Source organism: Achromobacter deleyi, assembly GCF_013116765.2.
Lineage (GTDB): Bacteria > Pseudomonadota > Gammaproteobacteria > Burkholderiales > Burkholderiaceae_B > Achromobacter > Achromobacter deleyi_A.
Window position 1 is genome coordinate 6406496 of record NZ_CP074375.1, and the last position, 21967, is coordinate 6428462.

General features: G+C 64.6%; 23 protein-coding genes. 4 read left to right on the top strand and 19 right to left on the bottom strand.

What is annotated here, in order from left to right; all coding sequences use genetic code 11:
* Positions 1-44 precede the first annotated feature (44 nt).
* On the bottom strand, positions 45-467 hold the full coding sequence (locus HLG70_RS29105; protein ID WP_171663084.1) for a hypothetical protein: 423 nt from the start codon (positions 465-467) through the stop codon (positions 45-47).
* A 289-nt stretch (positions 468-756) separates the two neighbouring features.
* On the opposite strand from HLG70_RS29105, the gene HLG70_RS29110 reads away from it, so the two are divergent.
* Positions 757-1161: a response regulator transcription factor gene (locus HLG70_RS29110; RefSeq protein ID WP_171663085.1), complete on the top strand. Its 405-nt coding sequence runs from the start codon at positions 757-759 to the stop codon at positions 1159-1161.
* Here HLG70_RS29110 and HLG70_RS29115 read toward each other — a convergent pair.
* Positions 1137-2024: an EAL domain-containing protein gene (locus HLG70_RS29115; RefSeq protein WP_171663086.1), complete on the bottom strand. Its 888-nt coding sequence runs from the start codon at positions 2022-2024 to the stop codon at positions 1137-1139. The genes HLG70_RS29110 and HLG70_RS29115 overlap by 25 nt on opposite strands.
* Before the next feature lie 167 nt (positions 2025-2191).
* On the opposite strand from HLG70_RS29115, the gene HLG70_RS29120 reads away from it, so the two are divergent.
* A complete protein-coding gene (locus HLG70_RS29120; protein WP_171663087.1) occupies positions 2192-4066 on the top strand; it encodes an ATP-binding protein in 1875 nt (624 codons plus the stop codon).
* A 9-nt stretch (positions 4067-4075) separates the two neighbouring features.
* On the opposite strand, the gene HLG70_RS29125 is transcribed toward HLG70_RS29120, so the two are convergent.
* The 6 genes from HLG70_RS29125 to HLG70_RS29150 all read right to left on the bottom strand — a co-directional run bounded on the left by HLG70_RS29125 (position 4076) and on the right by HLG70_RS29150 (position 9848).
* Positions 4076-4753 (bottom strand): Hpt domain-containing protein, encoded by a 678-nt coding sequence (locus tag HLG70_RS29125; RefSeq protein ID WP_171663088.1) that lies wholly within the window; start codon positions 4751-4753, stop codon positions 4076-4078.
* Positions 4754-4772: 19 nt separating this feature from the next.
* On the bottom strand, positions 4773-5405 hold the full coding sequence (locus HLG70_RS29130) for a response regulator transcription factor (RefSeq protein ID WP_171663089.1): 633 nt from the start codon (positions 5403-5405) through the stop codon (positions 4773-4775).
* Between the two features lie 62 nt (positions 5406-5467).
* Positions 5468-7870: a hybrid sensor histidine kinase/response regulator gene (locus HLG70_RS29135; RefSeq protein WP_171663090.1), complete on the bottom strand. Its 2403-nt coding sequence runs from the start codon at positions 7868-7870 to the stop codon at positions 5468-5470.
* Between the two features lie 498 nt (positions 7871-8368).
* Positions 8369-8710 (bottom strand): hypothetical protein, encoded by a 342-nt coding sequence (locus tag HLG70_RS29140; protein ID WP_171663091.1) that lies wholly within the window; start codon positions 8708-8710, stop codon positions 8369-8371.
* 81 nt (positions 8711-8791) lie between these two features.
* Positions 8792-9394, bottom strand: a complete 603-nt coding sequence (locus HLG70_RS29145) for a LysE/ArgO family amino acid transporter (RefSeq protein WP_171663092.1) — start codon at positions 9392-9394, stop codon at positions 8792-8794.
* Positions 9395-9623: 229 nt separating this feature from the next.
* Positions 9624-9848: a YdcH family protein gene (locus HLG70_RS29150; RefSeq protein WP_171663093.1), complete on the bottom strand. Its 225-nt coding sequence runs from the start codon at positions 9846-9848 to the stop codon at positions 9624-9626.
* A gap of 251 nt (positions 9849-10099) precedes the next feature.
* Between HLG70_RS29150 and HLG70_RS29155 the strand changes: the two genes are divergently transcribed.
* Positions 10100-11248, top strand: a complete 1149-nt coding sequence (locus HLG70_RS29155) for a sterol desaturase family protein (RefSeq protein WP_171663094.1) — start codon at positions 10100-10102, stop codon at positions 11246-11248.
* A 93-nt stretch (positions 11249-11341) separates the two neighbouring features.
* Here HLG70_RS29155 and ycaC read toward each other — a convergent pair whose 3' ends face one another.
* Both ycaC and HLG70_RS29165 read right to left on the bottom strand, forming a co-directional pair.
* A complete protein-coding gene (gene ycaC, locus HLG70_RS29160) occupies positions 11342-11968 on the bottom strand; it encodes an isochorismate family cysteine hydrolase YcaC (RefSeq protein ID WP_171663095.1) in 627 nt (208 codons plus the stop codon).
* Positions 11969-12096: 128 nt separating this feature from the next.
* A complete protein-coding gene (locus HLG70_RS29165) occupies positions 12097-13068 on the bottom strand; it encodes a LysR substrate-binding domain-containing protein (protein WP_171663096.1) in 972 nt (323 codons plus the stop codon).
* A gap of 174 nt (positions 13069-13242) precedes the next feature.
* On the opposite strand from HLG70_RS29165, the gene HLG70_RS29170 reads away from it, so the two are divergent.
* Positions 13243-14058: a 2-keto-4-pentenoate hydratase gene (locus tag HLG70_RS29170; RefSeq protein WP_171663097.1), complete on the top strand. Its 816-nt coding sequence runs from the start codon at positions 13243-13245 to the stop codon at positions 14056-14058.
* Between the two features lie 46 nt (positions 14059-14104).
* Here HLG70_RS29170 and HLG70_RS29175 read toward each other — a convergent pair whose 3' ends face one another.
* The 9 genes from HLG70_RS29175 to HLG70_RS29215 all read right to left on the bottom strand — a co-directional run bounded on the left by HLG70_RS29175 (position 14105) and on the right by HLG70_RS29215 (position 21960).
* On the bottom strand, positions 14105-15193 hold the full coding sequence (locus tag HLG70_RS29175) for a LacI family DNA-binding transcriptional regulator (RefSeq protein WP_171663098.1): 1089 nt from the start codon (positions 15191-15193) through the stop codon (positions 14105-14107).
* A gap of 25 nt (positions 15194-15218) precedes the next feature.
* The gene (locus tag HLG70_RS29180) at positions 15219-16253 is read right to left on the bottom strand and encodes a succinylglutamate desuccinylase/aspartoacylase domain-containing protein (RefSeq protein ID WP_171663099.1); all 1035 of its coding nucleotides are present in this window, start codon (positions 16251-16253) and stop codon (positions 15219-15221) included.
* A gap of 75 nt (positions 16254-16328) precedes the next feature.
* The gene (locus HLG70_RS29185; protein ID WP_171663100.1) at positions 16329-16676 is read right to left on the bottom strand and encodes a RidA family protein; all 348 of its coding nucleotides are present in this window, start codon (positions 16674-16676) and stop codon (positions 16329-16331) included.
* A 31-nt stretch (positions 16677-16707) separates the two neighbouring features.
* The gene (locus HLG70_RS29190; protein WP_171663101.1) at positions 16708-17493 is read right to left on the bottom strand and encodes a transporter substrate-binding domain-containing protein; all 786 of its coding nucleotides are present in this window, start codon (positions 17491-17493) and stop codon (positions 16708-16710) included.
* A 24-nt stretch (positions 17494-17517) separates the two neighbouring features.
* Complete coding sequence (locus tag HLG70_RS29195) at positions 17518-18258, bottom strand: amino acid ABC transporter ATP-binding protein (RefSeq protein WP_171663102.1); 741 nt, start codon at positions 18256-18258, stop codon at positions 17518-17520.
* The gene (locus HLG70_RS29200; RefSeq protein WP_171663103.1) at positions 18245-18895 is read right to left on the bottom strand and encodes an amino acid ABC transporter permease; all 651 of its coding nucleotides are present in this window, start codon (positions 18893-18895) and stop codon (positions 18245-18247) included. The genes HLG70_RS29195 and HLG70_RS29200 overlap by 14 nt, the downstream gene beginning before the upstream one ends.
* An 11-nt stretch (positions 18896-18906) precedes the next feature.
* Positions 18907-19575, bottom strand: a complete 669-nt coding sequence (locus tag HLG70_RS29205) for an amino acid ABC transporter permease (RefSeq protein WP_171663104.1) — start codon at positions 19573-19575, stop codon at positions 18907-18909.
* Positions 19576-19578: 3 nt separating this feature from the next.
* On the bottom strand, positions 19579-20880 hold the full coding sequence (locus HLG70_RS29210) for an alanine racemase (protein WP_171663105.1): 1302 nt from the start codon (positions 20878-20880) through the stop codon (positions 19579-19581).
* Between the two features lie 117 nt (positions 20881-20997).
* Positions 20998-21960, bottom strand: coding sequence for an AraC family transcriptional regulator (locus tag HLG70_RS29215; protein ID WP_171663106.1), 963 nt, complete (start codon positions 21958-21960; stop codon positions 20998-21000).
* Positions 21961-21967 lie beyond the last annotated feature (7 nt).

Below are 21967 nucleotides of genomic sequence, written 5' to 3' on the forward strand. Positions count from 1 at the left end.
GGTGCGTACGTACATGTACGACCAGGTCAACAGGCGCGGCGGACTCAGCGCGACGCGGCGTCGCGCAGTTCGGAGCACTCTTGCCGCTCCGATGCGATGGCCTGGGCTTTGAGCAGTTGCCACGGCTTGACGTGCAGCGCCTTCGCTAACGTTCCAACGGTCCATTCGCACAGCATGATGTCGCCATGGTCAAAGGCCGCCAGTGTGGTGGTATTCATGCGCGTGCGGTTGTGCAGCGTCTGCATGGACAGCCCGCAATAGTTGCGCCAGGCGCGCAAGGCGCTGGATCGGCATTCGACTATCGCCTTGTAGACGGGATCGGGCAGCGCCAGGCCGGTAGTGGGCATGGATTGCGCCTCGACGGTGGTCAGTACGGCGGGGTGAGGCGGAACGACAGGCACGATATCCACGTTGAATGGAATGTGCCGCCCGGACAGGGCCGATTGCATACGGGAGAAGGACAGCATGATCAGGTTCCATAAAGCCTTGTTGAACAAGGATGCGGGCCTGCCGGATGCGCGTATGTGGGAAACCGCCCAATCTCGTTGGAGAAATTTCCTATGCGAGGCGCTTGGACGGATCTTGCCGGCCGCTTGCGCCAGCACGGAGAATTTTCCAGTAACCCTGTCGGAAATTTCCCCAGGCATGAAGGACCGTAGTCGTTGCAAACTTGTGACGTCGTAACGCGTGAGGCGTCGTAACGCCTGAGGCGTCGGTTTCCGGCACAACCGCGGTGGAGTTGAGGAGAACGAAATAATGGCCCGTACGTTGATAATTACCGACAGGCTTGTCTCTTATCTCGAGTTCCAGCAGAAACTGCGGCAGTCCCCCGAGCCGGAGATATGGATTGTCGAGGCGCGGGACCTGCGGTTCTTTGAACACGAGACATATACGCAGCCGCCCGAACTGGTGTTGTTGGATGTCGCCGCGGGCGCGACTCGAAGCCTGGCGGCGACAGTGCGGGTGCGGGCTCTTTTTCCCAATGCGAAGATCGCCGTGCGGGCGGCGCGTCCGTGGGAGAACTTTGCCCGCCTTGCGATGCAAGCGGGCGCCCACGGCGTAATCGATGCCGCAACCTACGGCAGCAAGAAAGACCTGTTCCTTCTGATCGATTCCATCCTGGCCGGAAATCTGATCTATCGCATGGGCGCGAGCGAATGACTCGGTCGGCCTGCCGGTGCCGGATGGCGCCGCCATGCAGGCGCGGATGGCTCCGGCGCGGCATGCCTGGCATCCGCATCCACAAGGGAGATCAACTGGGCCAGTGGCATGGGACGCCCGAGCAGGAACCCCTGGCCGTGATCGCATCCCATCGCGCGTAACGTCCGCAGTTCAGCTTCGGTGGAAATTCCTTCCGCAATCACTCGCCAATCCATCCGTGCAGCCAGCGCCAATGCGAAACGCACGGATTCCAGCGCCACCAGGTTGTCATTCACGTGAGCGATCAATTGACGGTCGAGCTTGAGTTCGTCGATGTCCAGACCGATAAGCATGTCGAGGTTCGCGTGGCCGGCGCCAAAGTCGTCCAGGGCGACCTCGCAGCCCCAGCTTCGCAGTTGCGCGAGCGCGGCGCGCAAGGCCGGTTGATTCTCCACCGGGGAGTCTTCGGTCAGTTCGATGCGCAGCCGCGACGGCTCTATACCGCGGCGGTCGGCCTCATCGCGCAGGAACGCCAGGCTGAGCGGGTCCGTCAATGTCAGGGCGCATGCGTTGACCGCGATCGGAATGCAAAGGCCTGCTGCGTCCAGCGAGCGCACGGCATCCATTGCCTGCGCGCAGACGCGTTCAAAGAGTGCTCGCTGCAATCCCAGCCGGCGAATGACAGGCATGAAGGCGCCTGGCGTGACCTCGCCAAGTTCAGGGTGGTGCCAGCGCGCCAGCGCTTCCGCGGATACGATGCGCCCGCTGCGCAGATCGACCTGAGGCTGGAAAGCCAGGCGTAGCGGCGATCGGCTGCGCAGCAGGTCCTGGATGTCCTGATCACCGACGAGGCCGGTTTGCGGATAGTGGGCCTGGGGCGTCATGACGGGCATTCCTTGAGTTGGAGCTTCGGTCGAATCCTGGGACTGTACCCAAAGGGCAGGCCCGTGAATGTGGGAAATTTCACATTGAGTGGTTGGCTGCGTTTGTATGAAATTTCCACAATGCGTTCGGACGTTTCCACAACCTGGCGCAGATCGGGAGCCCTAGATTGAACGGTGCCCTTCTTTTCGTTCAAGTGCTCCATTTCATGGGAATTCCGTCGCTTCCGCCTTTATGCGCACTAGATATTTCCCAACGCTGGCGGCGGCTGGGGCAGATGGCGGTCGCCTGTGCGATACCTTCCTGCGCACTGACGGCAGGCGCCATCATTCTGTTTACCGACACCCTGGCGAGCGCTTGGGTGGGGCTGACTTCCCTGGTGTGCGTGGGCGGCTTTGTGGCGGCGGTGGTCGCGCTATTGTTGCTGCGGCGCAAGGCCCGCCAACACGCGCGGTCGGAAGAAAAACTCAGGGATCTTCTGGCGTTTCAGGTGGGTGTGCTGGATGCGATCCCTCAGCCCATCGCATTGCGCGATACCAACCTGAGTCTGGTGGCGTGCAACAACGCCTTCCAGCGCATGCTGATGCAGCCCAAGCCGGCCTTGATGGCGACCAACCTTGAGAGCGCGGTGCAGTTGCTCGGATGCGACCTGGATCTGCCCATGATCGAAGAGGACTACCGGCGGGTCATGGCCTCCGAGCTGCCACTGTCGAAAGATCGCGAGTTCCACATCGGTGGCCGGGAAATGACCGTGCAGCACTGGATGGAGCCATTGCGCAATGCCCGCGGGACGGTGGTCGGCGTGGTGAGCGGCTGGATGGACATCACCCAGCGTCAACGCGTGCTCAAGGAGTTGGCCATTGCGAGGGATCGCGCAGAAAGCGCGAACCGAACCAAGACGACCTTCCTGGCCTCCGTCAGCCATGAGATCCGCACGCCCATGAACGCCGTCATGGGCATGCTGGAACTGACTTTGTCGCATCCTGACCTCCCGGTCGACGATCGGGGGCAACTGACGACCGCGCATCATGCGGCCAAGTCGCTGTTGGCCCTGATCGATGATCTGCTGGATCTTTCCAAGATGGAGGCCGGCAAATTCCAGTTGTTGCCGAAGCCGACGAACCTGTACGAACTGGTGGAGGAGGTCGTGGATGTATTCCAGCCCATCGCCGCCAGCAAGGGCGTGGCGCTGACGTTGAGCATGGACCTTCCTGACGGTCAGTCCAGCATGCATAACGTGGACCCATTGCGCCTGAAGCAGGTGATGAACAACTTTGTGTCCAATGCGATCCGGTTTACCGAGTTCGGATCGGTGCATGTCTGTCTGCATGCCGAACCCGTGGCGGAAGGCCGGCAATGGATTGCGTTCACCGTCAACGATACCGGCGTCGGCATACCCGCCGGCGCGCTGGCTACCCTGCTGCAACCCTTTGTTCAGGTGGAGCAGACCTTGCCGGCGTCCGATCGTGGCACAGGACTGGGACTGTCCATCTGTGACCGCCTCGTGAAGAAAATGGGTGGGACCATACAGATAGAGAGTGAACTTGGGGTCGGCACGACCATGACGGCGCGCCTGTCCCTGCCGTTGGCGCAGGCATCTAAAGAGGAGGCCCGCAGCGTGGCGTCCGCCGAGCCGGCGCTGCCCGTGATCTCGGGCCTGCATGTGCTGGTGATCGACGACCAGGCGTCGAACGTACTGCTGCTGCAGCGACAGTTGCAAAAGCTGGGGCACGAAGTGGCCTTCGCGGGCAATGGCCGCGATGCGCTGGCCTTGGTGGACCGGCAGGTCTTTGACCTGATCGTATGCGATTGCGCCATGCCGGTGATGGATGGCTATACGTTCGCGCAAACGCTGCGCGAGCGCAACGATGCCGCGGCGCGACTGCCGATTCTGGGCTACACGGCGGGCGCGCATGAGTCCGAGATCGAGCGGGCACGGGCAGCGGGCATGAATGAAATATTGATAAAGCCCGTGGATATGGGCACATTGCAGCGGGCCATTGCCGGGGTATTGCGCGAGCATGCCCCAGGGCGGACGGATTGAACGTCCGGCTCAGGGCGCTACTTGCAGGCTGCGCAGTACATTGCAGAGCCGTTGCACGCCGGGCGTGAAGATCGCGTTCAGACGTAGCACGACGGGGCCGGCATCACTGCGGGAGGCCGACTCGATGCGTTCGCAGACGCGCGTCAAGGATGCGCACCCCGCCATGCGGGCGGTTCCCTTGATGCGATGCGCCAGCGACCCGGCCGCGGCCCAGTCGCCCTCCGCGCAGCGCGCCCGATAGTCGGCCAGGTCGGTCTGGCCGGTGCTCAGCAGGCTGTCTATCAATTCCGCCACGACCGCCTGGTCGCCATCGACCAGGTCGTGCAGCGCGCCTGGGATGGCGGCGCATTCGGCGTCTGCCGGCAAGCGGTAGCCGGCGTCCAGCAACGCCTGGAGCAGCGCCTCTTCGGTCGCTGGTGGCTGCAAGACCGCCTGCACGCCTTGGATCGACGCGTCCGATGCGGAAACTGCAAGCCGGATAGGCGCGGCTGCGATGCGTATGGGAACGGGACCCGCCAGCGCGTCGATCGCGTCTTCGTCCAGCAGCAGCACGCGCGGGAGCGCCTGATCGGAAGCGATGGCCGAGGCGCGCGGCCGGGTCTCTACCTGCAGGCCCAGGCCGTTGAGTTTCCCGGCAAGTTCCTGCAGCGAGCCTTGTCGTCCGCCGATGATCAATGCGAGGTTCATCAACTTTTCCGCCTGAAGGTCAGGGGGCAATATGGCATTGCCGTGCGAAATCGACGAGTTCCACCAGGGTCTGCACTTCCAGCTTGCCCATGATCCGGGTCTTGTGGGTGCTGACGGTCTTGTTGCTGATGAAAAGCGCTTCTCCGATTTCCTTGTTGGACATGCCTCGCGCCAGCATCTGCATGATCACGATTTCCTTGTCGGACAGCCGGTTCAGCCTGTCGACATTCTGGGTGACGCGCTCCAGGCGCGGCGCCTGCGGGCCTTCGGTATTGGGGAACACGGTATAGCCGGCCAGGATGGCCTCGACGCAGCGGATGATCTCGGAGATCTCCTGCGCCTTGCTGACATAGCCATTGGCCCCGGCCGTCTTGACTCGCGGCGCGAAGACGGACTGGTCCTGGCCGGATACGACCAGGATGCGGATGGATGGCTGGATCGCGCGGATGCGCGGAATCACATCGAGTCCATTGATCTTCGGGATATCGATGTCCAGGATGACCAGGCCAGGAGCTGAATCTTTTACGATCTGTATGGTGGCCTGTCCGTTGTCAGCTTCCAGAATGCCCGTCACGCCCAGGACCTGCGATAGATGCATCTTCAGCACCAGACGCAGGGAGGGGTGGTCATCGACGATAAGTACAGTGGTCACGAGCGGTTCCATCCGGTGAGTGACAATCGCACGCATTGCAGCGCACAAGCGCCAAAAGCGCGTCAAAGCCCTTCATCTGTCCATTTTTCTATACATTCCCGCAAAGTCGACAGATTCACGGGTTTGACCAGGAAATCATTCATGCCGGCGTTGCTGGAACGCTGCAAATGGTCGGGCGATACGTCCGCACTGAGCGCCACGATGGGCAGGTCCCGGATGCCGGCATCGGCCAGTGCACGAATCCGCCGGGTCAACTCAAAGCCGTCCATGCCGGGCAAGTGGCAATCGGTGATGATCAGGTCGTAGCGTGCCTGCTCCAGCATTTGCAGCGCCTTCGGGCCGTCGGCGACGACATCGGGAACCGCGCCCAGTCTTTCCAGCAAATTCCGGATCACGATCTGATAGGGCAGATGGTCCTCGACGACGAGGATGCGCCGTAAAGGCGGCGTCGGCAGATTCTCCGGCAAGACCGCCGCAGCGCTGGCAACTAGCTGCGGTGGCTGCAATGCGGTTAGACAAACCCTCTTGAAGTCCGTCCATCGGATCGGACCGCTGCACAGGGACGCAGGCACGGGCAGAGCCTGGGAATCCGCGAGCGATTGCCCCACCAGGGCAATGACGGTTCCTGGGCGCGCCGGCACCGCGTCCACGACCGGCTCGTCAGTGATTCGGAGGTCCGCGTCATCGGCGGCAGGGACGAGCGAGAGCCCAAGTGTTCTTGCGTATTCCTGCAGGCAGGCCTGGTCCTGCGCCCTGCGCACCGACAGGAAGAGGCTGCGGCCGAGGAGCGAGGGATTGGGTTCCGAAGGGCGCGACACGTGCAGGGGCAGGCGCACCTGGAATACGCTGCCCTGGCCTTCCCGGCTTTCGAGCCGGATATCGCCCCCCAGCAGGCGGGCCAGGCGCAAGCAGATTGCCAGCCCCAGGCCGCTGCCGCCGTACTGGCGGGCAGTGGATGCGTCCGCTTGTACGAACGGCTGGAACAGGCGGCGCTGCGTATCTGAAGAAATGCCGATGCCGGTGTCGGCGACGGTGATCGACAGCGATTGCAGCGCAGGATTTTCGTTGCTCCCGTCGGGGTCGATATCGACGGCCACCGCAATGCCTCCCGCCGCAGTGAACTTGATGGCGTTGCCCACCAGGTTCAGGACAATCTGCTTGATGCGCACCGGATCGCCCATGAACTCTTCGGCTACGCCGCGCGCGACGCGCAGATCGAGCGTCAGCCCCTTGTCGCGGGCGCCCGTCGAGAAGATATGCAGTACCTGGTCCAGCAGCTCCCGCATCGAGAACGGAATGGCCTCCAGGCCAAGCTCGCCCGCATCGAGGCGGGAGAAATCGAGGATATCCCCTATTATTTCCATCAGCAGGTGCGAGGCGTTGTCGGCCAGTTCCACATGCTGGCGCTGCGCCGCATTCAATGGCGAGCCGCGCAGCAGTTCCAGCGCACCCACGGTGGTCGCCAGCGGCGTGCGGATTTCATGGCTCATGGCGGCCAGAAAACGGGCTTTGGCGTCGGCATTGGCTTCCGCGGCCGCCTTGGCTCGGCCCAGCGCCAGCCCGTCGCGGTGCTCTTGCGTTACATCGATCAGATAGCCGTTCCATTCCGTCGTGCCATCGCCGAAAGGGCGGGGCACCGCAGTGCCGATGCGTATCCATCCATCATCGTTCAGGCGATGCACTTCCAGGTCAATCTGGATCGAGGTGCCCTTGGCGCGCGATTCGTCCATTGCCGCGCGGGCGGTGGGCCAATTGGTTTCCAGGACATTGGGTAGTTCTCCTGTGCCGGACCTCTTGCGTATGTCGCTTGCCGGCAGGCGCAGGAAACGTTCCGTGTGGCCCACGAAGTAAGGGAACCAGCGGTGTCCGCCGACTTCCTCGCGGATCCGGAAAAAAGCCATGGGCAGCGTCCCGATCAGGTCTTCGATGGTGTCCTTGATGTCGCGGGCTTCCCGTTGGGCGGAAACGCGGTCGGTGATGTCGACCAATGCCACCAGCGCCCCGCCAGGCGAATCCTTGCCAACATAGAAGGGCTGCACGATCAGCAGGCCATCGATGGCGCGTCCATTGGCGGCGCTCACCTTGACGATTTCGGTGATGGCCTGATCGGTGGCCGCGCATTGCGCGGCGAACGCCTCCAGTTGCGCGCCCAGCGACCCGGCTACGCCCTCCATGGAACCGGCCTTGGCGCCGATCAGGCGGCTTCGGTCCATTCCCACCGTTTCCTCGAACGCCTGGTTCACCGCGAGGTAGCGGTGCATCCCATCCAGTGCGGCGATCAGCGTCGGGGTGACATCAAGCAGACGGGTCTGCAGGTTGGCGGAAACCTCGGCCGCTTGCGTATGGTCCCGCAACCTTCTGGCTTCGCCCAGAATGCCTCGGGCGTAGTGCAGCAGAATGAACAAGGCGCCGAGCAGCAAGACTGCCGCACCGATCAGGAAGGCTTCCAGATAGGTCAATGGCATGAGTCTGGAGCTCTCCGTTCAGATGTTGGCGGCATCCACATTGCCGACGGCCGCGCCTCAGCAGGACGGCTGCGTGAGGCGCCCGTTTCCGTTCATGCGCATGCTCGCCGTTGGTGATCGCAGCAAATGACGGCTCACACATGGGTGATGTTCACATTCACGCCTGGCGTGAAGCCGTTGAGATCCTTGGGGCCGCAGGGATTGGGCGGGACCTCGCTGCTGAAGAACTGCGAGCCCTCCGGCAGTATGGGACAGACGCCGGGAAATACTTGTAGGAGATTTCCGAACTGCGCGCATAAGCGTCATCCTGGATCACCATTTCCGCGTTCCCCTGCGCCGCCGGCAAGTCAGTGGCTCAGTGTCTGGTGGGGGCAAACCGATTTTCGTGAGCTTATTGCCGTACTTCCAGGCAACCGACAATCGCCAAGTCAGATTTTTCAGTACTACAGCACCGAATTGAAATATTTGCTTGCTGTGTATGTAACATTTTCTTGTTCTTTACTGCGGGGCTGAAGGCTTCGCCGCGTTCGCCCTAATCTGCTCGGACCGTTCGCGCTGTTCCTTGCGGATGGGAATGCAGTCGACCAGCAGCACTTCCTCGCCGGTTCGCAGGTCGATGACTTTGGTGGCGCGATAGAGATCGCTGGGCGGCCCGCGGTCCAGGCAGGCGCGTTTCGCGCCGGAGCTTGCCCGGAAAAGTTCCGGAACACCCTGGTAGTGCGGATGCGGCACGCTCCATCTGCCGCTCATGTCCTGGGTCTGGACCACGTATTGGGCGCATGCCCCGCCGTTCCACAGCAAGGCGGCGAGCGCGCAGGCGGCGCCAAGGGCGGTTCTCATGGCCGGCATCCCTTCGATGAGTGGTAGGGCAGCGTAGCAGCGGGCAGTCCGGCTTGCCGTCCTCCATAGGCATGAGAGGCCCTACATCACAAGCTTCACGCCGATCACGATCATCAGGATGCCCACGCACGCGTCCAGCGCTCTCCATGCGCGGGCACTGGCGAATACGGGCCGCAGCAGTCGCGCGCCATAGCCCAGCGCAAAGAAAAAGGCGAACGAGGCGGCAATCGCTCCCAGAGCAAAAGCGGTCTTGCGGCCTTCATACTGGCTGGAGATGGAGCCAAGCAGGACGACGGTGTCCAGATAGACATGCGGGTTCAGCCAGGTGAGCGCCAGACAGGTCGCCAGGGCGGCGTAGCGACTCTGGGCGTGGCGGGACGAGGGCGCCAGATGGCCGTGACGCCTGCGCAGCGCCGAATGCAGGCTGCGCGCCGCGTAAGCGAACAGGAACAGCGCGCCGCCATAGCGCATGGCGGGTTCCAGCCAGGGCAGGGCGTCTACGGCCATGCCGAAGCCCGCCACGCCGGCGGCGATGAGAACGGCGTCCGACAGGGCGCAGGCCAGGCAGACGGCAAAGACGTGTTCCTGGCGCAGTCCCTGGCGCAGGACGAAGGCGTTCTGCGCGCCGATCGCCACGATCAGGCTCAGGCCAAGCAGGAATCCGGGAATGAAGGCTGTCGCCATATCGCACCTTGTGAGCAGGGCGACAGACTAGCTTTCACGGGGGAATTAGAAAAACTAAAGATGCTAATCGTTGTTTAGCAAATCTGGATGTGCCCTGCCTGAGCCGAGCAAGGGGATCGTCCTGCTGCCGATCGGGCGGACGGGGGCGTACTTCCGTTCTGGACTGGCGAAGTACGCGGCCGTCGTCAAAGGCGCGGGCTGGAACTGACGCTGCCCGGGCCCGGGCGCGCTAGCTGCCGTTCTGGTCGGCCGCCTTCAGCAAGCCATACAGTTTGTCCTTGAGCTGCAGCTTTTCCTTCTTCAGCACTTCGATATTGGTGCCCGAGGACGGCACGATGCCGTCTTCCATGTTCTTGATTTCCTGGTCCAGGTCGTTGTGCCGCTGGAACAGGGCCGAAAAGTGGGCGTTTTCGGATTTCAACTGGGTGATGAGTTGGCGGTATTCAGGGAACATAGGGGCCTCTTTGGGAACCGGTTGACGGGACCGATGATGCGCCATGCAAGACGCTTCATCAGCGTCAATTCCATGACACGCCAACGCCCGCGCCTTGTCAACCTCGGGGCCGGACGCCAGGCGCGCGCCATTGACGGCGCGCAAGGCCGGGCGCGAAAGGATCCATTCTGTCGTTCATGCTCACGTTTCATTACAGGGTGTTCCGTCCCCGGCGATACACTCGCTTCCCCGTGGATAGCCATAAAAGTGAAATGAAACAGCGCGCGCCCATCTATCGGCAGGTCTTCGAACTTTTCAGGCAGGACGGACGCATCCACCCTGGTACGGGGATGATGAGCGGCGTGATTGCGCTGTTTCTGGCCATCCTGGCCGTGCTGGGAGTCCTGGCGTTCCACTTTCCGGCCTATCTGACCACGCCGGAGCTGCGCGCGTTCTATTCCGTGGAAGCAATGCGCACCCTGCTGTTCGGCGCGCTGCTGGTGTCCGGCTCGATCGCACTGGCCAATACGATCCTGGGCCGCCAACGCTGGTTGAATATCTCGGCCTTCGTTCTGGTCTGCTGCGCGGTGGCGGCGGGCGGTAGCCAGGTCGTGGTGACCACGTCCAACACGGGCAACCACCCCTATCTTGGCCTGGACTGGTTCATCCTGGACCTGCTGGCGTCCAGCACGGTCTTCATCATCTTCGAGAAGCTGACGCCGCTGTATCCGGGGCAGCCGGTGTTCCGCGGCGAATGGCAGGTGGACATGAAGCACTTCCTGTTCAACCACCTGTCGGTGGGCGCGGTGCTGCTGTGCATCAACTTCTTTATCCATCGCCTGTTTTCCTGGGCGGCCTATGAGCCGCTGCAGGCCGCCATCCAGTCCATGCCCTACCTGCTGGAGCTGTTCGTGGCGGTGCTGGTGGCCGACCTGGCGCAGTACGCCGCGCACCGGATCTATCACGAGGTGCCATTCATGTGGCGTTTCCACGCCGTGCATCACAGCACGCGCACGCTGGACTGGCTGGCCGGCTCGCGCCTGCACATTGTCGAGCTGCTGATCACCCGCGTGGCGGTGCTGGGCGTGCTTTTCGTACTGGGATTTTCCAAGTCGGTGCTGGACGCCTACATCATCATCGTCGGATTCCAGGCGGTGCTGATCCATTCCAACGTGAAGCTGCCCTGGGGCTGGCTGCGCTACATCATCGTGACGCCGGACTTCCATCACTGGCATCACTCGTCGGACACCGAGGCGATCGACAAGAACTACGCGGCGCATTTCTCGTTCATCGACTATATCTTCGGCACCGCCGTGCGCGGCGTTGGCAACCGCCTGCCGGAGAACTACGGCATCCTGGACAACGACATGCCCGGGACCTTCCTGGCGCAGCAGGCATATCCCTTCGCCAGCAAGAAGTAGCCAGCTTCCGGCCCAGGCATGCCTGGGCCATCTTTCAGCCGCGCCCGCACTGCGCGCCCGATGATCTGGATCGGGCGCGCAGGCCAGCCTGGATTACTTGGACGCCTTGACCGTCGAGTACGACGCCATCAGGTTGCGATAGTCGGGGATGTGGTTGGCGAACAGGGTGCCCAGGCCTTCCACGTCATTGCGCCAGTCGCGGTGCAGTTCGCACGCGACGCCGAACCACGACATCAGCTGCGCGCCGGCTTGTTCCATGCGGCTCCAGGCAGCGTTGCGGGTGACTTCATTGAAGGTGCCCGAAGCGTCGGTGACGACGAACACGTCGAACCCTTCTTCCAGGGCCGACAGCGCCGGGAAGGCGACGCAGACTTCGGTGACCACGCCAGCGATGATCAGTTGCTTCTTGCCGGTGGCCTTGACGGCCTTGACGAAGTCCTCGTTGTCCCAGGCGTTGATGTTGCCGGGGCGGGCGATGTAAGGGGCCTTGGGGAATTTGTCCTTCAGTTCCTGGACCAGCGGGCCGTTGGGGCCGTCCTCGAAGCTGGTGGTCAGGATGGTGGGCAGCTTGAAGTATTCGGCCAGATCGGCCAGGGCCAGCACGTTGTTCTTGAACTGGTCGGGCTGGAAGTCGCGCACCAGGGACAGCAGGCCGGCCTGGTGGTCCACCAGCAGAACGGCGGCTTGGGTCTTGTCGAGCTTTACGTAGGGCTTGGTCATGGCTTATTCCTTGGTAGGTCGGTCTGTCGCGCTGGGTAGCGCGGCGCTGAAAGAACGCTGATTGCGTAGACAGAATCCTAAATTCAAACCAATTGGGCCGCTAGACTGTCAGCGCGAGCCTCATCGTTCTATAAATCGGACAATGAATGAGACGGTGTCAACGTGGGAATCCCGAGACGCGCCTGTGTATCGGCTTCGCGCCGGGCGTTTTCACGATACTCCGCGCCCATGAAATCCAGAAGTTCCCTTACCGCTGGCAATAGGCCCCGGCGCGATGGGAACACGGCATGCACGCTGCCGGGCTCCGGTTGCCAGGGAGCGCCCACCACGACGAGCGTGCCGGCCTCCAGCTCTTCGCGGATCATCAGCAAGGGCAGGGCCACAATGCCTACGCCCCGCAGGGCTGCCTGTTTCAAGGCCAGCATGTCGTCCGTCACCAGCCTGGGGGCAAAGGGCACGACCTGGCGGGCATTGGCGGGGCCGTGCAGCCGCCATTGGCATTCGCGCTGCTCCGTGCCCAGCGCCAGCGTAGGCTGCTGGCTGATCCGCAGCAGATCGGAGGGATCGGGCAGCGTGCGCGCCAGCGCCGGGCTGGCGACCAGGCTCTGGCAGCTCATGCCCAGGTTCTTCATGACCAGGTCGCTGCTCTCGATCGGGCCAAAACGCACCCGCACCGCCAGATCGAAGCCCTCGCGCAGGACGTCCACCGGGCGGCTGAAACTCTTCAGGTAGACGTTCACCTTGGGGCATTTCTCCATGAAGCGCGCCACCACATCGCCCAGGAAGTAGTAGATCAGCGCGGGCGGGGCGGCCATGCGGATCGTGCCCTGCGGCTCCGCGTGCGTGCGGTCGATGACCTCCTGCGCCGCTTCCGCGCCGGCCAGCATCGCCAGACACTGGTCGAAGTACTCCTGGCCCAGCTCGGTCACTGCGAACGTGCGGGTGGAGCGCTGGATCAGGCGCACGCCAAGGCGGTCTTCCAGCAAGGCGATGCGCCGGCTGAGCCGGGATTTGGGGATGTTCAGCGTCCGTCCGGCGGGCGCGAATCCGCCGTGTTTCACGACCTGGACGAAGTAGTAAAGGTCATTCAAGTCGTGCATGCAGTTTCCTCGCCGTTCTGGATGGTGGACGTCAGGCCGAGCATATTACGGCCACGGCCATGAGGACATGGGTAAAGAAAGGAGGGAAGTCCGCAATGCGCAGCGGCACGCTCTCGCCGCGAAGCCGCTTTTCCTTTTAAAGTCGGTGGAACCCAAGGCAGAGGAGCCGCCGCCATGTCATTCGATCCGCTTGCGCTCGCCCGCGAAATCAAGGCCGCGCAGGACGGCGCCTTGTCCGTCTCGCCCATCACGGCAAGATATCCCCGCTTCAACCTGGCCGATGCCTATGACGTGGCGGCCAGGCTGCACGAGGCGCGATTGGCGGAGGGCGCGCTTGCGGTCGGCCGCAAGATCGGATTCACGAATCCGGCCATGTGGGCTGCGCTGGGCGTGGATTTCCCCGTGTGGGGCCGCGTCTATGAACACACCACCACGCAGAGCGACAGCGGCGAGGTCCATTGCAGGCTGGACCGCTATGTCGAGCCGCGCATTGAGCCGGAGATCGTGCTGCATTTCCACGCCGCGCCACCGCAGACCCGGGACCTGGCCAGGATCCTGGCCTGCGTGGACTGGATTGCCCATGGTTTTGAACTGGTGCAGTCGCACTTTCCGGCCTGGCAATTCCAGGCGGCCGATACCGTGGCGGACAACGCCTTGCACGGCGCGCTGTTTGTCGGCGCGCGGGAAGATCCGGCCAAGCTGGGGCCGGACCTGATCGATCAGCTGCAGCGGTTCAGGGTGGAACTGTCCTGCAACTGCATCCGGCGCGAGACCGGGTGCGGCGCAAATGTGCTGGGGAATCCGTTGGCGGCGCTGGCGCATCTGCTCGCGGTGGTGGCCGATCGCCCGGCGGGCGAGGCGATCCAGGCCGGCGAACTGGTCACGACCGGCACGCTGACCAAGGCCTATCCCGTGCATGCGGGCGAGACATGGAGCACCGCGCTGGAAGGGGTGGGCCTGCCTGGGATGCGGATCGTGTTCGACGAATAAGCGCGGCCCAGGGCCTGTCCATCCGGGATGGGGCCTCGTTCGTGCCTTAGACGCTGGCGCGCGCGTTGAGCGTCAGCGGAAACACTTCCTGCCGCGCGCCCGGCATTTCGCCGTTCAGGCGCTGGAGCAGCAGCTGGCCGGCGCGCGCGCCAAGCTTGCGGCTGTCGACGCCGATCGTGGTGAGTCCGGGCTCGATTTCGCTGGCGATATCGGTATCGCCGAAGCCAAGAATGGCGATGTCCCGGGGAATGGCGAGCTTGCGGTCGCGCGCCTCGAACAGTGCGCCCACGGCCAGCAGGTCGTTGGCGCAGAATACGGCGTCGAAGGCCTCGCCCTGGGCGAGCAGGCGGGCAAGCGCGGCGCGTCCGTCGGCGATGGTTTGCGCATTGTCCACGGCCAGCTCCGCCACCACCTGCACGCCATATTGGGCCGCGGCGGCGTTGAACCCTTGGCGGCGCAGCTCGCCGCGCCCGCCCTGGCGCGCCACGAACGCGACGCGCCGGTAGCCTTTTTCGGCCAGATGGCGCGCGGCCATGAAGCCGCCGTCATAGTTGGAAAAGCCGACCAGCATGTCGATGGGGTCTCGCGGATAGGCCCAGGTTTCCATGACGGGTATGCCCAGCTCGCGCAGCGACTGCCGGTTTTCTTCTAGCTCGATGACGCCGGTGAACAGCACCGCGGCGGGGCGCAGGGCCCGCAGCGACGCAATCATGCTGGTTTCCTTGGCGTAGGAATATGAAGTCTGTCCCACCATGAGCTGGTAGCCCTGCGGTTCCAGCACTTCGGCGCAGCCTTGCACGGCCAGCGCGAATTGCTGGCTGAGGATATTGGACACGAAGGCCGCCACCACGCTGGAATGCCCGGAACGCAGGGCTCGCGCATGGGGATTCGAGGCATAGCCTGTCTGGGCCACGGCCTGCAGAATGCGGTCGCGCTTTTCCTGGGCCACTTTCTCCGGCTGGCGCAAGGCCCGCGACACGGTGATGGGAGACACGCCCGCCAGCCGGGCCACTTCCTCGATGCGCGGGGGCTTTGCGGGAGCATGCGTGCGCGCGGGAGCGACGGCTCCTTCGGGCCGCACGCGCAGCACGTCGTCATAGGTGGGAGCGGAAGGGGGCGCGGGCCGGGTGGTCATGCGTTCTCTTTGGAGTGTTCCGGGGTCAGGCGGCAGGCGTCAGGATATCAGTCAGACTGACCGGATGCGCGACCTGGATCAGGCTGTCGCCCGATTCGCAGTCGGTATGCAGCCGCCGCGAAATGACGATACCCGATACCCGGAAGCGCAGGACTTCTTCCTCGGCGCCCAGTTGGTTGAGGTCGTGGTAGTAGCCGGCGATGTCGCCCGCGCGGACCTCGGCGCCGATGTCGACGGCGGGCTCGAACCAGCCGCGGCGGGTGGCGAAGATATTCTGCTCGTGGCTGTTCAGTTCCAGCAGTTGCATGCCGGCCGCGGCGGGCTCATGCGGACCGAGCACCGGCGCGTCCGTCACGCCCAGATTTTGCAGCAGGCCGTCGATGGCGCGCTGCGTGGCGGCCAGCGTTGCGGGGGTCAGCGTGCCGCCGCCGCCGAATTCCCCGCTGATGCCGATCGCGCCCGCGCGCGCCGCCGCCGCCATGGACGTGGGCGCGTCGCGGCCATTCGTGGCGACAAAGGCGTGGCCCATGCCCAGCGAACCCATCAGGTCCAGCGCCCGGGCCATGCGCTCGGGCGAATCCTGCCGCTCGATCAGGGCAGTGGGCAGATGCGCCATCGAGGTGCCGCCGGAATGGATGTCGAACACGATGTCATGGCGCGGGAAGAGTTCATGCTCCAGGAAGTGAGCAAGCCGTTCGGTGGGCGTGCCGCCGGGCAGTCCGGGGAAGGCCCGGTTGAGATTGCCATTGTCCAGGGGCGAGCGCCTGCGGGCCGCCATCACGGCGGGCAGGTTGGCCAGCGGCAGGATGGTGACTTCGCCGCGCATGCGCGACGGGTCCAGCCGGCGGATCAGCCGGCTCAGGGCGATCTCGCCTTCGTATTCGTCGCCGTGGTTGCCGGCCATGAGCAGCACCCGCGGGCCATGGCCGTTGCGGATGCGGCAGACGGGGGTCTTGATCTGGTAGTAAGGCGAGCGGTCCACAGAATAGGGGGTGCCCAGGAAGCTGAGCGCCTTGCCGTCGGCGTCAAAATCAATCTCGTGAAACAGGCCGGTATGCATGTAGGGAAGCAGCGGCGCCGCGGGTAGCGGCGCGAAAGTGGATCGGAGAGTCGGAGCGCCGGCGCAGGCCGCGCCTTAGCGCAAGGCGGCGACGGCGGTCATCTCGACCCGCAGGTCGGGGTCGGCCAGGCGGGCCTCGACGCAGGCGCGGGCGGGAGGGTTGGCGGGGTCGATCCAGGCGTCGTAGACGCGGTTCATGGCGTCGAAGTCGCCAATGGCGGGCAGAAATACGTCCACGGCAAGCAGGTGCGACTTGTCGCTGCCGGCTTCCGCCAGCAGCGCTTCGATCTTGGCCAGCACTTCGCGGGTTTGCGATTCCAGCGAGCCCTGGCGGTTGTCGGCGACCTGGCCGGCGATGAATACGAAGCCGTTGTACGACACGGCCTGGCTCATGCGCGAGCCGGATTTGAAGCGTTTGATCATGAGAGTCCTTGTTTGGGGGCGCAGGCCCGGATTACATCTGCGGCAGCGTCTGGGCTTCCTTGAACCACTTTTCCTGCAAGGCCGGCAGCTTGCCGTTCAGGCGGTTGGCGAAAAGGAAGGTGTTGATCCAGTTCAGCAGGTTTTGCTGCCCTTGCTGCACGGCGGCGTGGGCCGGCGACTGGCGGATCAGGAACTTGAGATGGGGCGCCTTGGCGGGGTTGTCTTCGGAGACCTTGAGCGCGATGGCGCTGTTCTCGGCGAACGATTCCGACTGGCCCGCCAGGTAGGCGGCCACGGCCGAAGGCGTGTCTTCAAAGCGAACCAGCTTGGCGCCCGGCGCGTTGTCGGTGAGCCAGATGTCCAGCGTCGAACCCTTGGCGACCGCGATGCTGCGTCCCTTCAGGTCATCCACGGTCTTGGCTTGCGGCAGGCCTTCTCCCCCGTAGACGCCCAGGTTCACGGCGGCATAGGGCTGCGAGAACATGACCTGCTGAGCGCGTTCCGGCGTGGCGCCGGCGGCTGCGATCAGCACGTCGACCTTGCCCGCGAGCAGGCTGGGAATGCGGCTGGCGCCGGTGACTTGCACCAGTTCCAGCTTGACGCCCATGTCGGCGGCCATCAGCTTGGCCATGTCGATGTCCAGGCCGGCTGCTTCGCCCTTGGCGTCCTTGAAGCCCCAGGGTGCGGCGTCCATCAGCACGCCTACGCGCAGCTTGCCGGCGCCCAGGACATCCTGCAGTTTGTCGGCGGCCGAGGCAGGGGCTGCCAGAGAGAGACAGACGGCCGCTGCGGCGGCCAGCTTGGCGTACAGTTTCATGCGATGACTCCAGTGGCGGATGCCTTAGTGAGTGGAAGGCGAGGCCGTGCCGATGAACTGGCGCAGCTCGGGGGTTTGGGGATTGGCGAAGAGTTCGGCGGGCGGGCCCTGTTCCCACACCCGGCCCTGATGCATGAAGACGACCTTGGACGCGACGTTGCGGGCGAACGCCATTTCATGCGTGACCAGCACCATCGTCATGCCTAGCCGCGCCATGTCTTCCATGACCTTCAGCACTTCGCCCACCAGCTCGGGGTCCAGCGCCGACGTGACTTCATCGAACAGCATCAGCTCGGGCGACATGGCCAGGCAGCGGGCAATCGCCACGCGCTGCTGCTGGCCGCCCGAGAGCAAGGCCGGATAGGCGTCGATCTTCTCGGCCAGGCCGACCCGGCGCAGCACATCCAGCGCAAGCGCGCGGCCCTGCGATTTGGGAATCTTGCCGTTGAGCGTGGGCGCCAGCGTGATGTTGCGCTCGACGTTCAGGTGCGGGAACAGGTTGAATTGCTGGAACACGATGCCCACGCGCTGGCGGAACTGGCGCAGGCCGGGCATGCCGGCGTGGACATGCTCGCCGCCGATGCGGATCTCGCCGTCGTCCACCGTCTCCAGCGCGTTCAGGCAACGCAGCAAGGTGGACTTGCCCGAGCCGGAGCGGCCGATGATGGTGACGATTTCGCCTTCGTTCACTTCCAGCGAGACGCCGTTGAGCACCGCATTGGCCCCGAAGCGTTTGTGAATATTGGAGACTTCAACGAGCGCCATGGAAGCGGCCCTCCAGGTTACGCGCCCACATCGTCAGGGGCAGGCACGCCGCGAAGTACAGCAACGCGACGCAGGAATAGACAAGCAGGGGCTGGAAAGTGGCGGCGCTGGCGATCTGCCCGGCCCGCGCCAGTTCAACGAAGCCCACCACGGAAGCCAGCGAGGTGCCCTTGATGAGCTGCACCAGGAAACCCACGGTGGGCGGCAGCGACAGGCGCAGCGCCTGGGGCGCGATCACGTGGCGGAACTGATGCCATTTGGACAGGCCCAGGCAGGCGGCTGCTTCCCATTGTTCGTGCTTGACCGCCTGGATGCCGCCGTACCAGATCTGGCCCAGGAAGGCCGCCGTGTAGATGATGAAGGCGACGCTGACGGCGGTCAGCGCGGGCACTTCGATGCCCAGGAACACCGGCATGCCGAAGTAGAAGAACATCAGCAGGCCCAGCAGCGGCACGCCTTGAACCAGCTGCTGCAAGGCTGCCGCCAGCCAGCGCAGCGGCGCGGCGCGATGGCCGCGCAAGAGCGCCAGGCCCAGGCCCAGGGGGGCGCCGATGGCCAGCGCGATGAGCACCAGCGCTACCGTCCATTGCAGCGCGCTGACCAGGGACGCGAAATCTGTCAGGGAAAACGTACGCATGCTTGCGGCTCCTAGCGGCGCACCGGCCAGGTGAAGGCCAGGCTGCCGGCCAGCGCCAGCAAGGCCTTGGTGGCGAGCACCAGCGTGAAATAGATGCCGCAGATGACGGCATAGACTTCGAAGCTGCGGAAAGTGCGGCTTTCGATGAAGCTGCCGGCGTGGAACAGGTCTTCCGCCGACACCTGTGATGCCAGTGATGTGCCCAGCAGCAGGATGACCAGCTGTGTTCCCAGGGCGGGATAGATATTGCGCAGGGCTGGCGCCAGCACGATGTGGCGATAAACCTGCCAGGTGCTCAGGCCCAGGCAGTGGCCGGCTTCGATCTGGCTGCGCGGAATCGAGTCCAGGCCGGCGCGCAGGATTTCGATGGCGTAGGCGCCGAAATACAGGCTGAGCGCCAGCGCCGCGGCGACGAAGGGCGGCATGCGCAGCCCCAGGCCCGGCAGCACGAAGAACACCACGAACAGCTGGATCAGCGAGGGGGTATTGCGGAATACCTCGACATACGCGCGCAGCGCCAGCTTGACGGGCTTGGGACCGTGGCGCGTGAGCAGGGCGCCGGCCAGCCCGATCACCAGCCCGGCGATCACGGCGATGACGGTCAGTTCCAGGGTGACCTGGATGCCTTCCCAGAGCTGTTCGCGATAGCGCCAGACCTGTTGGAAATTCAGCTGTTGCATGGCTTACCCGAAGAACGTGCGGTAGGCGGATTGCACGCGGCCCTCGGCGTCCAGGCCGAAGAAGACGCGCCAGCGGTCCAGACAGGTGCAGGGATGCGAAATCCCGAACTCGATGACATCGCCGGGCGCCAGCGCGCTGTCCGGCGCGATGGCCAGGAAGGCGTGCTGATCGTTCAGCCGCGTGACGCGCGCCTGCGGGTCCCAGCCGGGCAGGGGGGCGCCGTCGCGAAAGGCCGCCAGCGGCATGGGCAGGTCCTGGTCGTAGGACACGTCGCGCATGCCGAAGCCGCAGATGGCCAGCCCGGGTTCCGGGCGGGAGAGCACTTCGCCCCACAGGCGCAAGGCGGGTTGGAAGTCAGTGGCGGCATGGCGCGCCTGGCCGTCGACGGTAAAGCCTGCACGGGCGTCCATGGCCTTCAGGGCCCGCTGGTACGTGCCGTGGTCATGGAAGAAGATGGCGCCGCTGCGCAGCACCAGCTGCGCGTTGCCATCCTGCTCCAGCAAGGGTTTTGCGGCCTGGGTGACCTGGTCGAAGAAGGCGGAGCCGCCCGCGGTGAACACCAGCGGCGTGTCCGGCGCCAAGGCGCGCACCTGCCGGAATGCCTTTGCGGCCCGCTCCATCAGCGCGGCGATGTTCTTCGCGGTGACCGCCGCGTCCGATGTGGCGACGGCGCCTTCATACGTGGCGACGCCGGCCAGCGCCAGCCTGGCCGGGTGCGCGCCGATGGCGTCCAGGATGGCGGCGACCGCCGCGTCGTCGCGGGCGCCGGCGCGGCCGCCGCCGATTTCAACCAGGACCTCGGCGGGACGGCCCGCCTGTTCGGCTGCGGCCGCCAGCGACCGCACCGTCTCCGGCGAATCCGCGAACATCAGCATGCGCGCATCGGGATAGGCGGCCAGCAGCTTGCCCAGGCGGGCGCCGCTGGCCGGACCGCCGATTTCGTTGCCCAGCATCAGCCGGCGCACGCCGGCGCGCAGCAGCACGGCGGCCTGTTGCAAGTTGGCGACCGTGGCGCCCCAGGCGCCGGCGTCAAGCAGGCGCTGCACGATCTGCGGCGACATCGGGGTCTTGGCATGCGGCGCCAACGCGGCGCCATGGCTGCGGGCGTACCCGAAGATCTGGTCCACGTTGTGGGCGAAGGCGGCTTCATCCAGCGTCAGGACGGGCAGGGCCATGTTGCCGCTCCTGGGTTGCCACCGCCGGGTGGCCACCGCCCGCAGCGGGATCGCGTCGTCACCGGGAGGCACGCCCCGGTAGGTATCGTCCAGGGGGGTGTCGAGCAGGGTTTCCAGGAAAGGATTCATGCGGCCGCCGAGATAAATTCAGGATTTTGACAACGTTGTCATTCGATGGCCGAAGTCTAATGGTAACGTTGTCAAATCAAGAATTAGGGCAATCCCGTAGATGCCCTTCCGGGACTATCAGGCGGGTACCGCGCTGGTTTCGTCCTTCCAGCGCTGCTTGTCGCGCAGGGGCGGAGCACCGAACAGCCGGCTGTACTCGCGGCTGAACTGCGACGAGCTTTCATAGCCGACCGCGTGCGCCGCGAGCGCCACGCCGGCGTCGTCGGTCAGCATGAGCCGGCGCGCCTCCTGCAGGCGCAAGTGTTTCTGGTATTGCAGCGGGCTCATGGCCGTGGCCTGCTTGAAATGATGGTGCAGCGACGACACGCTCATATGCACGTCGCGGGCGATTTCCTCCACGCGCAAGGGCTGCGCGTAGTTGTCGCGCAGGATGCGGATGGCCTTGGCCACGCGGTTGAGCTGGCTGTCCTGCAAGACCGTCTGCCGCAGCACGACTCCCTGGCCGTTCATCAGTAAACGGTACAGGAGCTCGCGCTTGATCATGGGCGCCAGGATGGGGATGTCGCGCGGCGCGTCCAGCAGCCGCAACAGGCGCAGCACCACATCCAGCAGCGTGCCGCCCAGCGGATTCACGCACAGGGCGCGCGACGCTTCGGCCGGCAGCAGCGGTGGCAGGTTCTCGTCGCTGATCAGCTCGGTGATCTCCTCCGCGTTCAGGTCCAGCCGCAGGCCCAGATAAGGCAAGGTGGGACTGGCGACCGACACCTTGGCCACCACAGGCAGGTCCACCGAGGAGATCAGGTAGTGGAAGGGGTCGTACTCGTAGGTCTCGTCGCCGATGAACAAGCGCTTCGATCCTTGGGCAATGACTGCCAGCGCGGCTTTCTGCAGGCCCGGCTTGGCGCCGGTGGGCTGTGACAGGCGGTGCAGGAACAGGCCTTCGATGGGCGTGTCCAGGGAACCTTCGAGGGTTCCGGTCATGCGTTCCAGCGTGCATAGCAGCTCGCGTCGCGCGGGTTCGTACGCGGTGTCCAGGCCGGCGCCGGCGTGATTGCCCGAGTGGGCGGGTGTCAGTGGCATGGGGGCT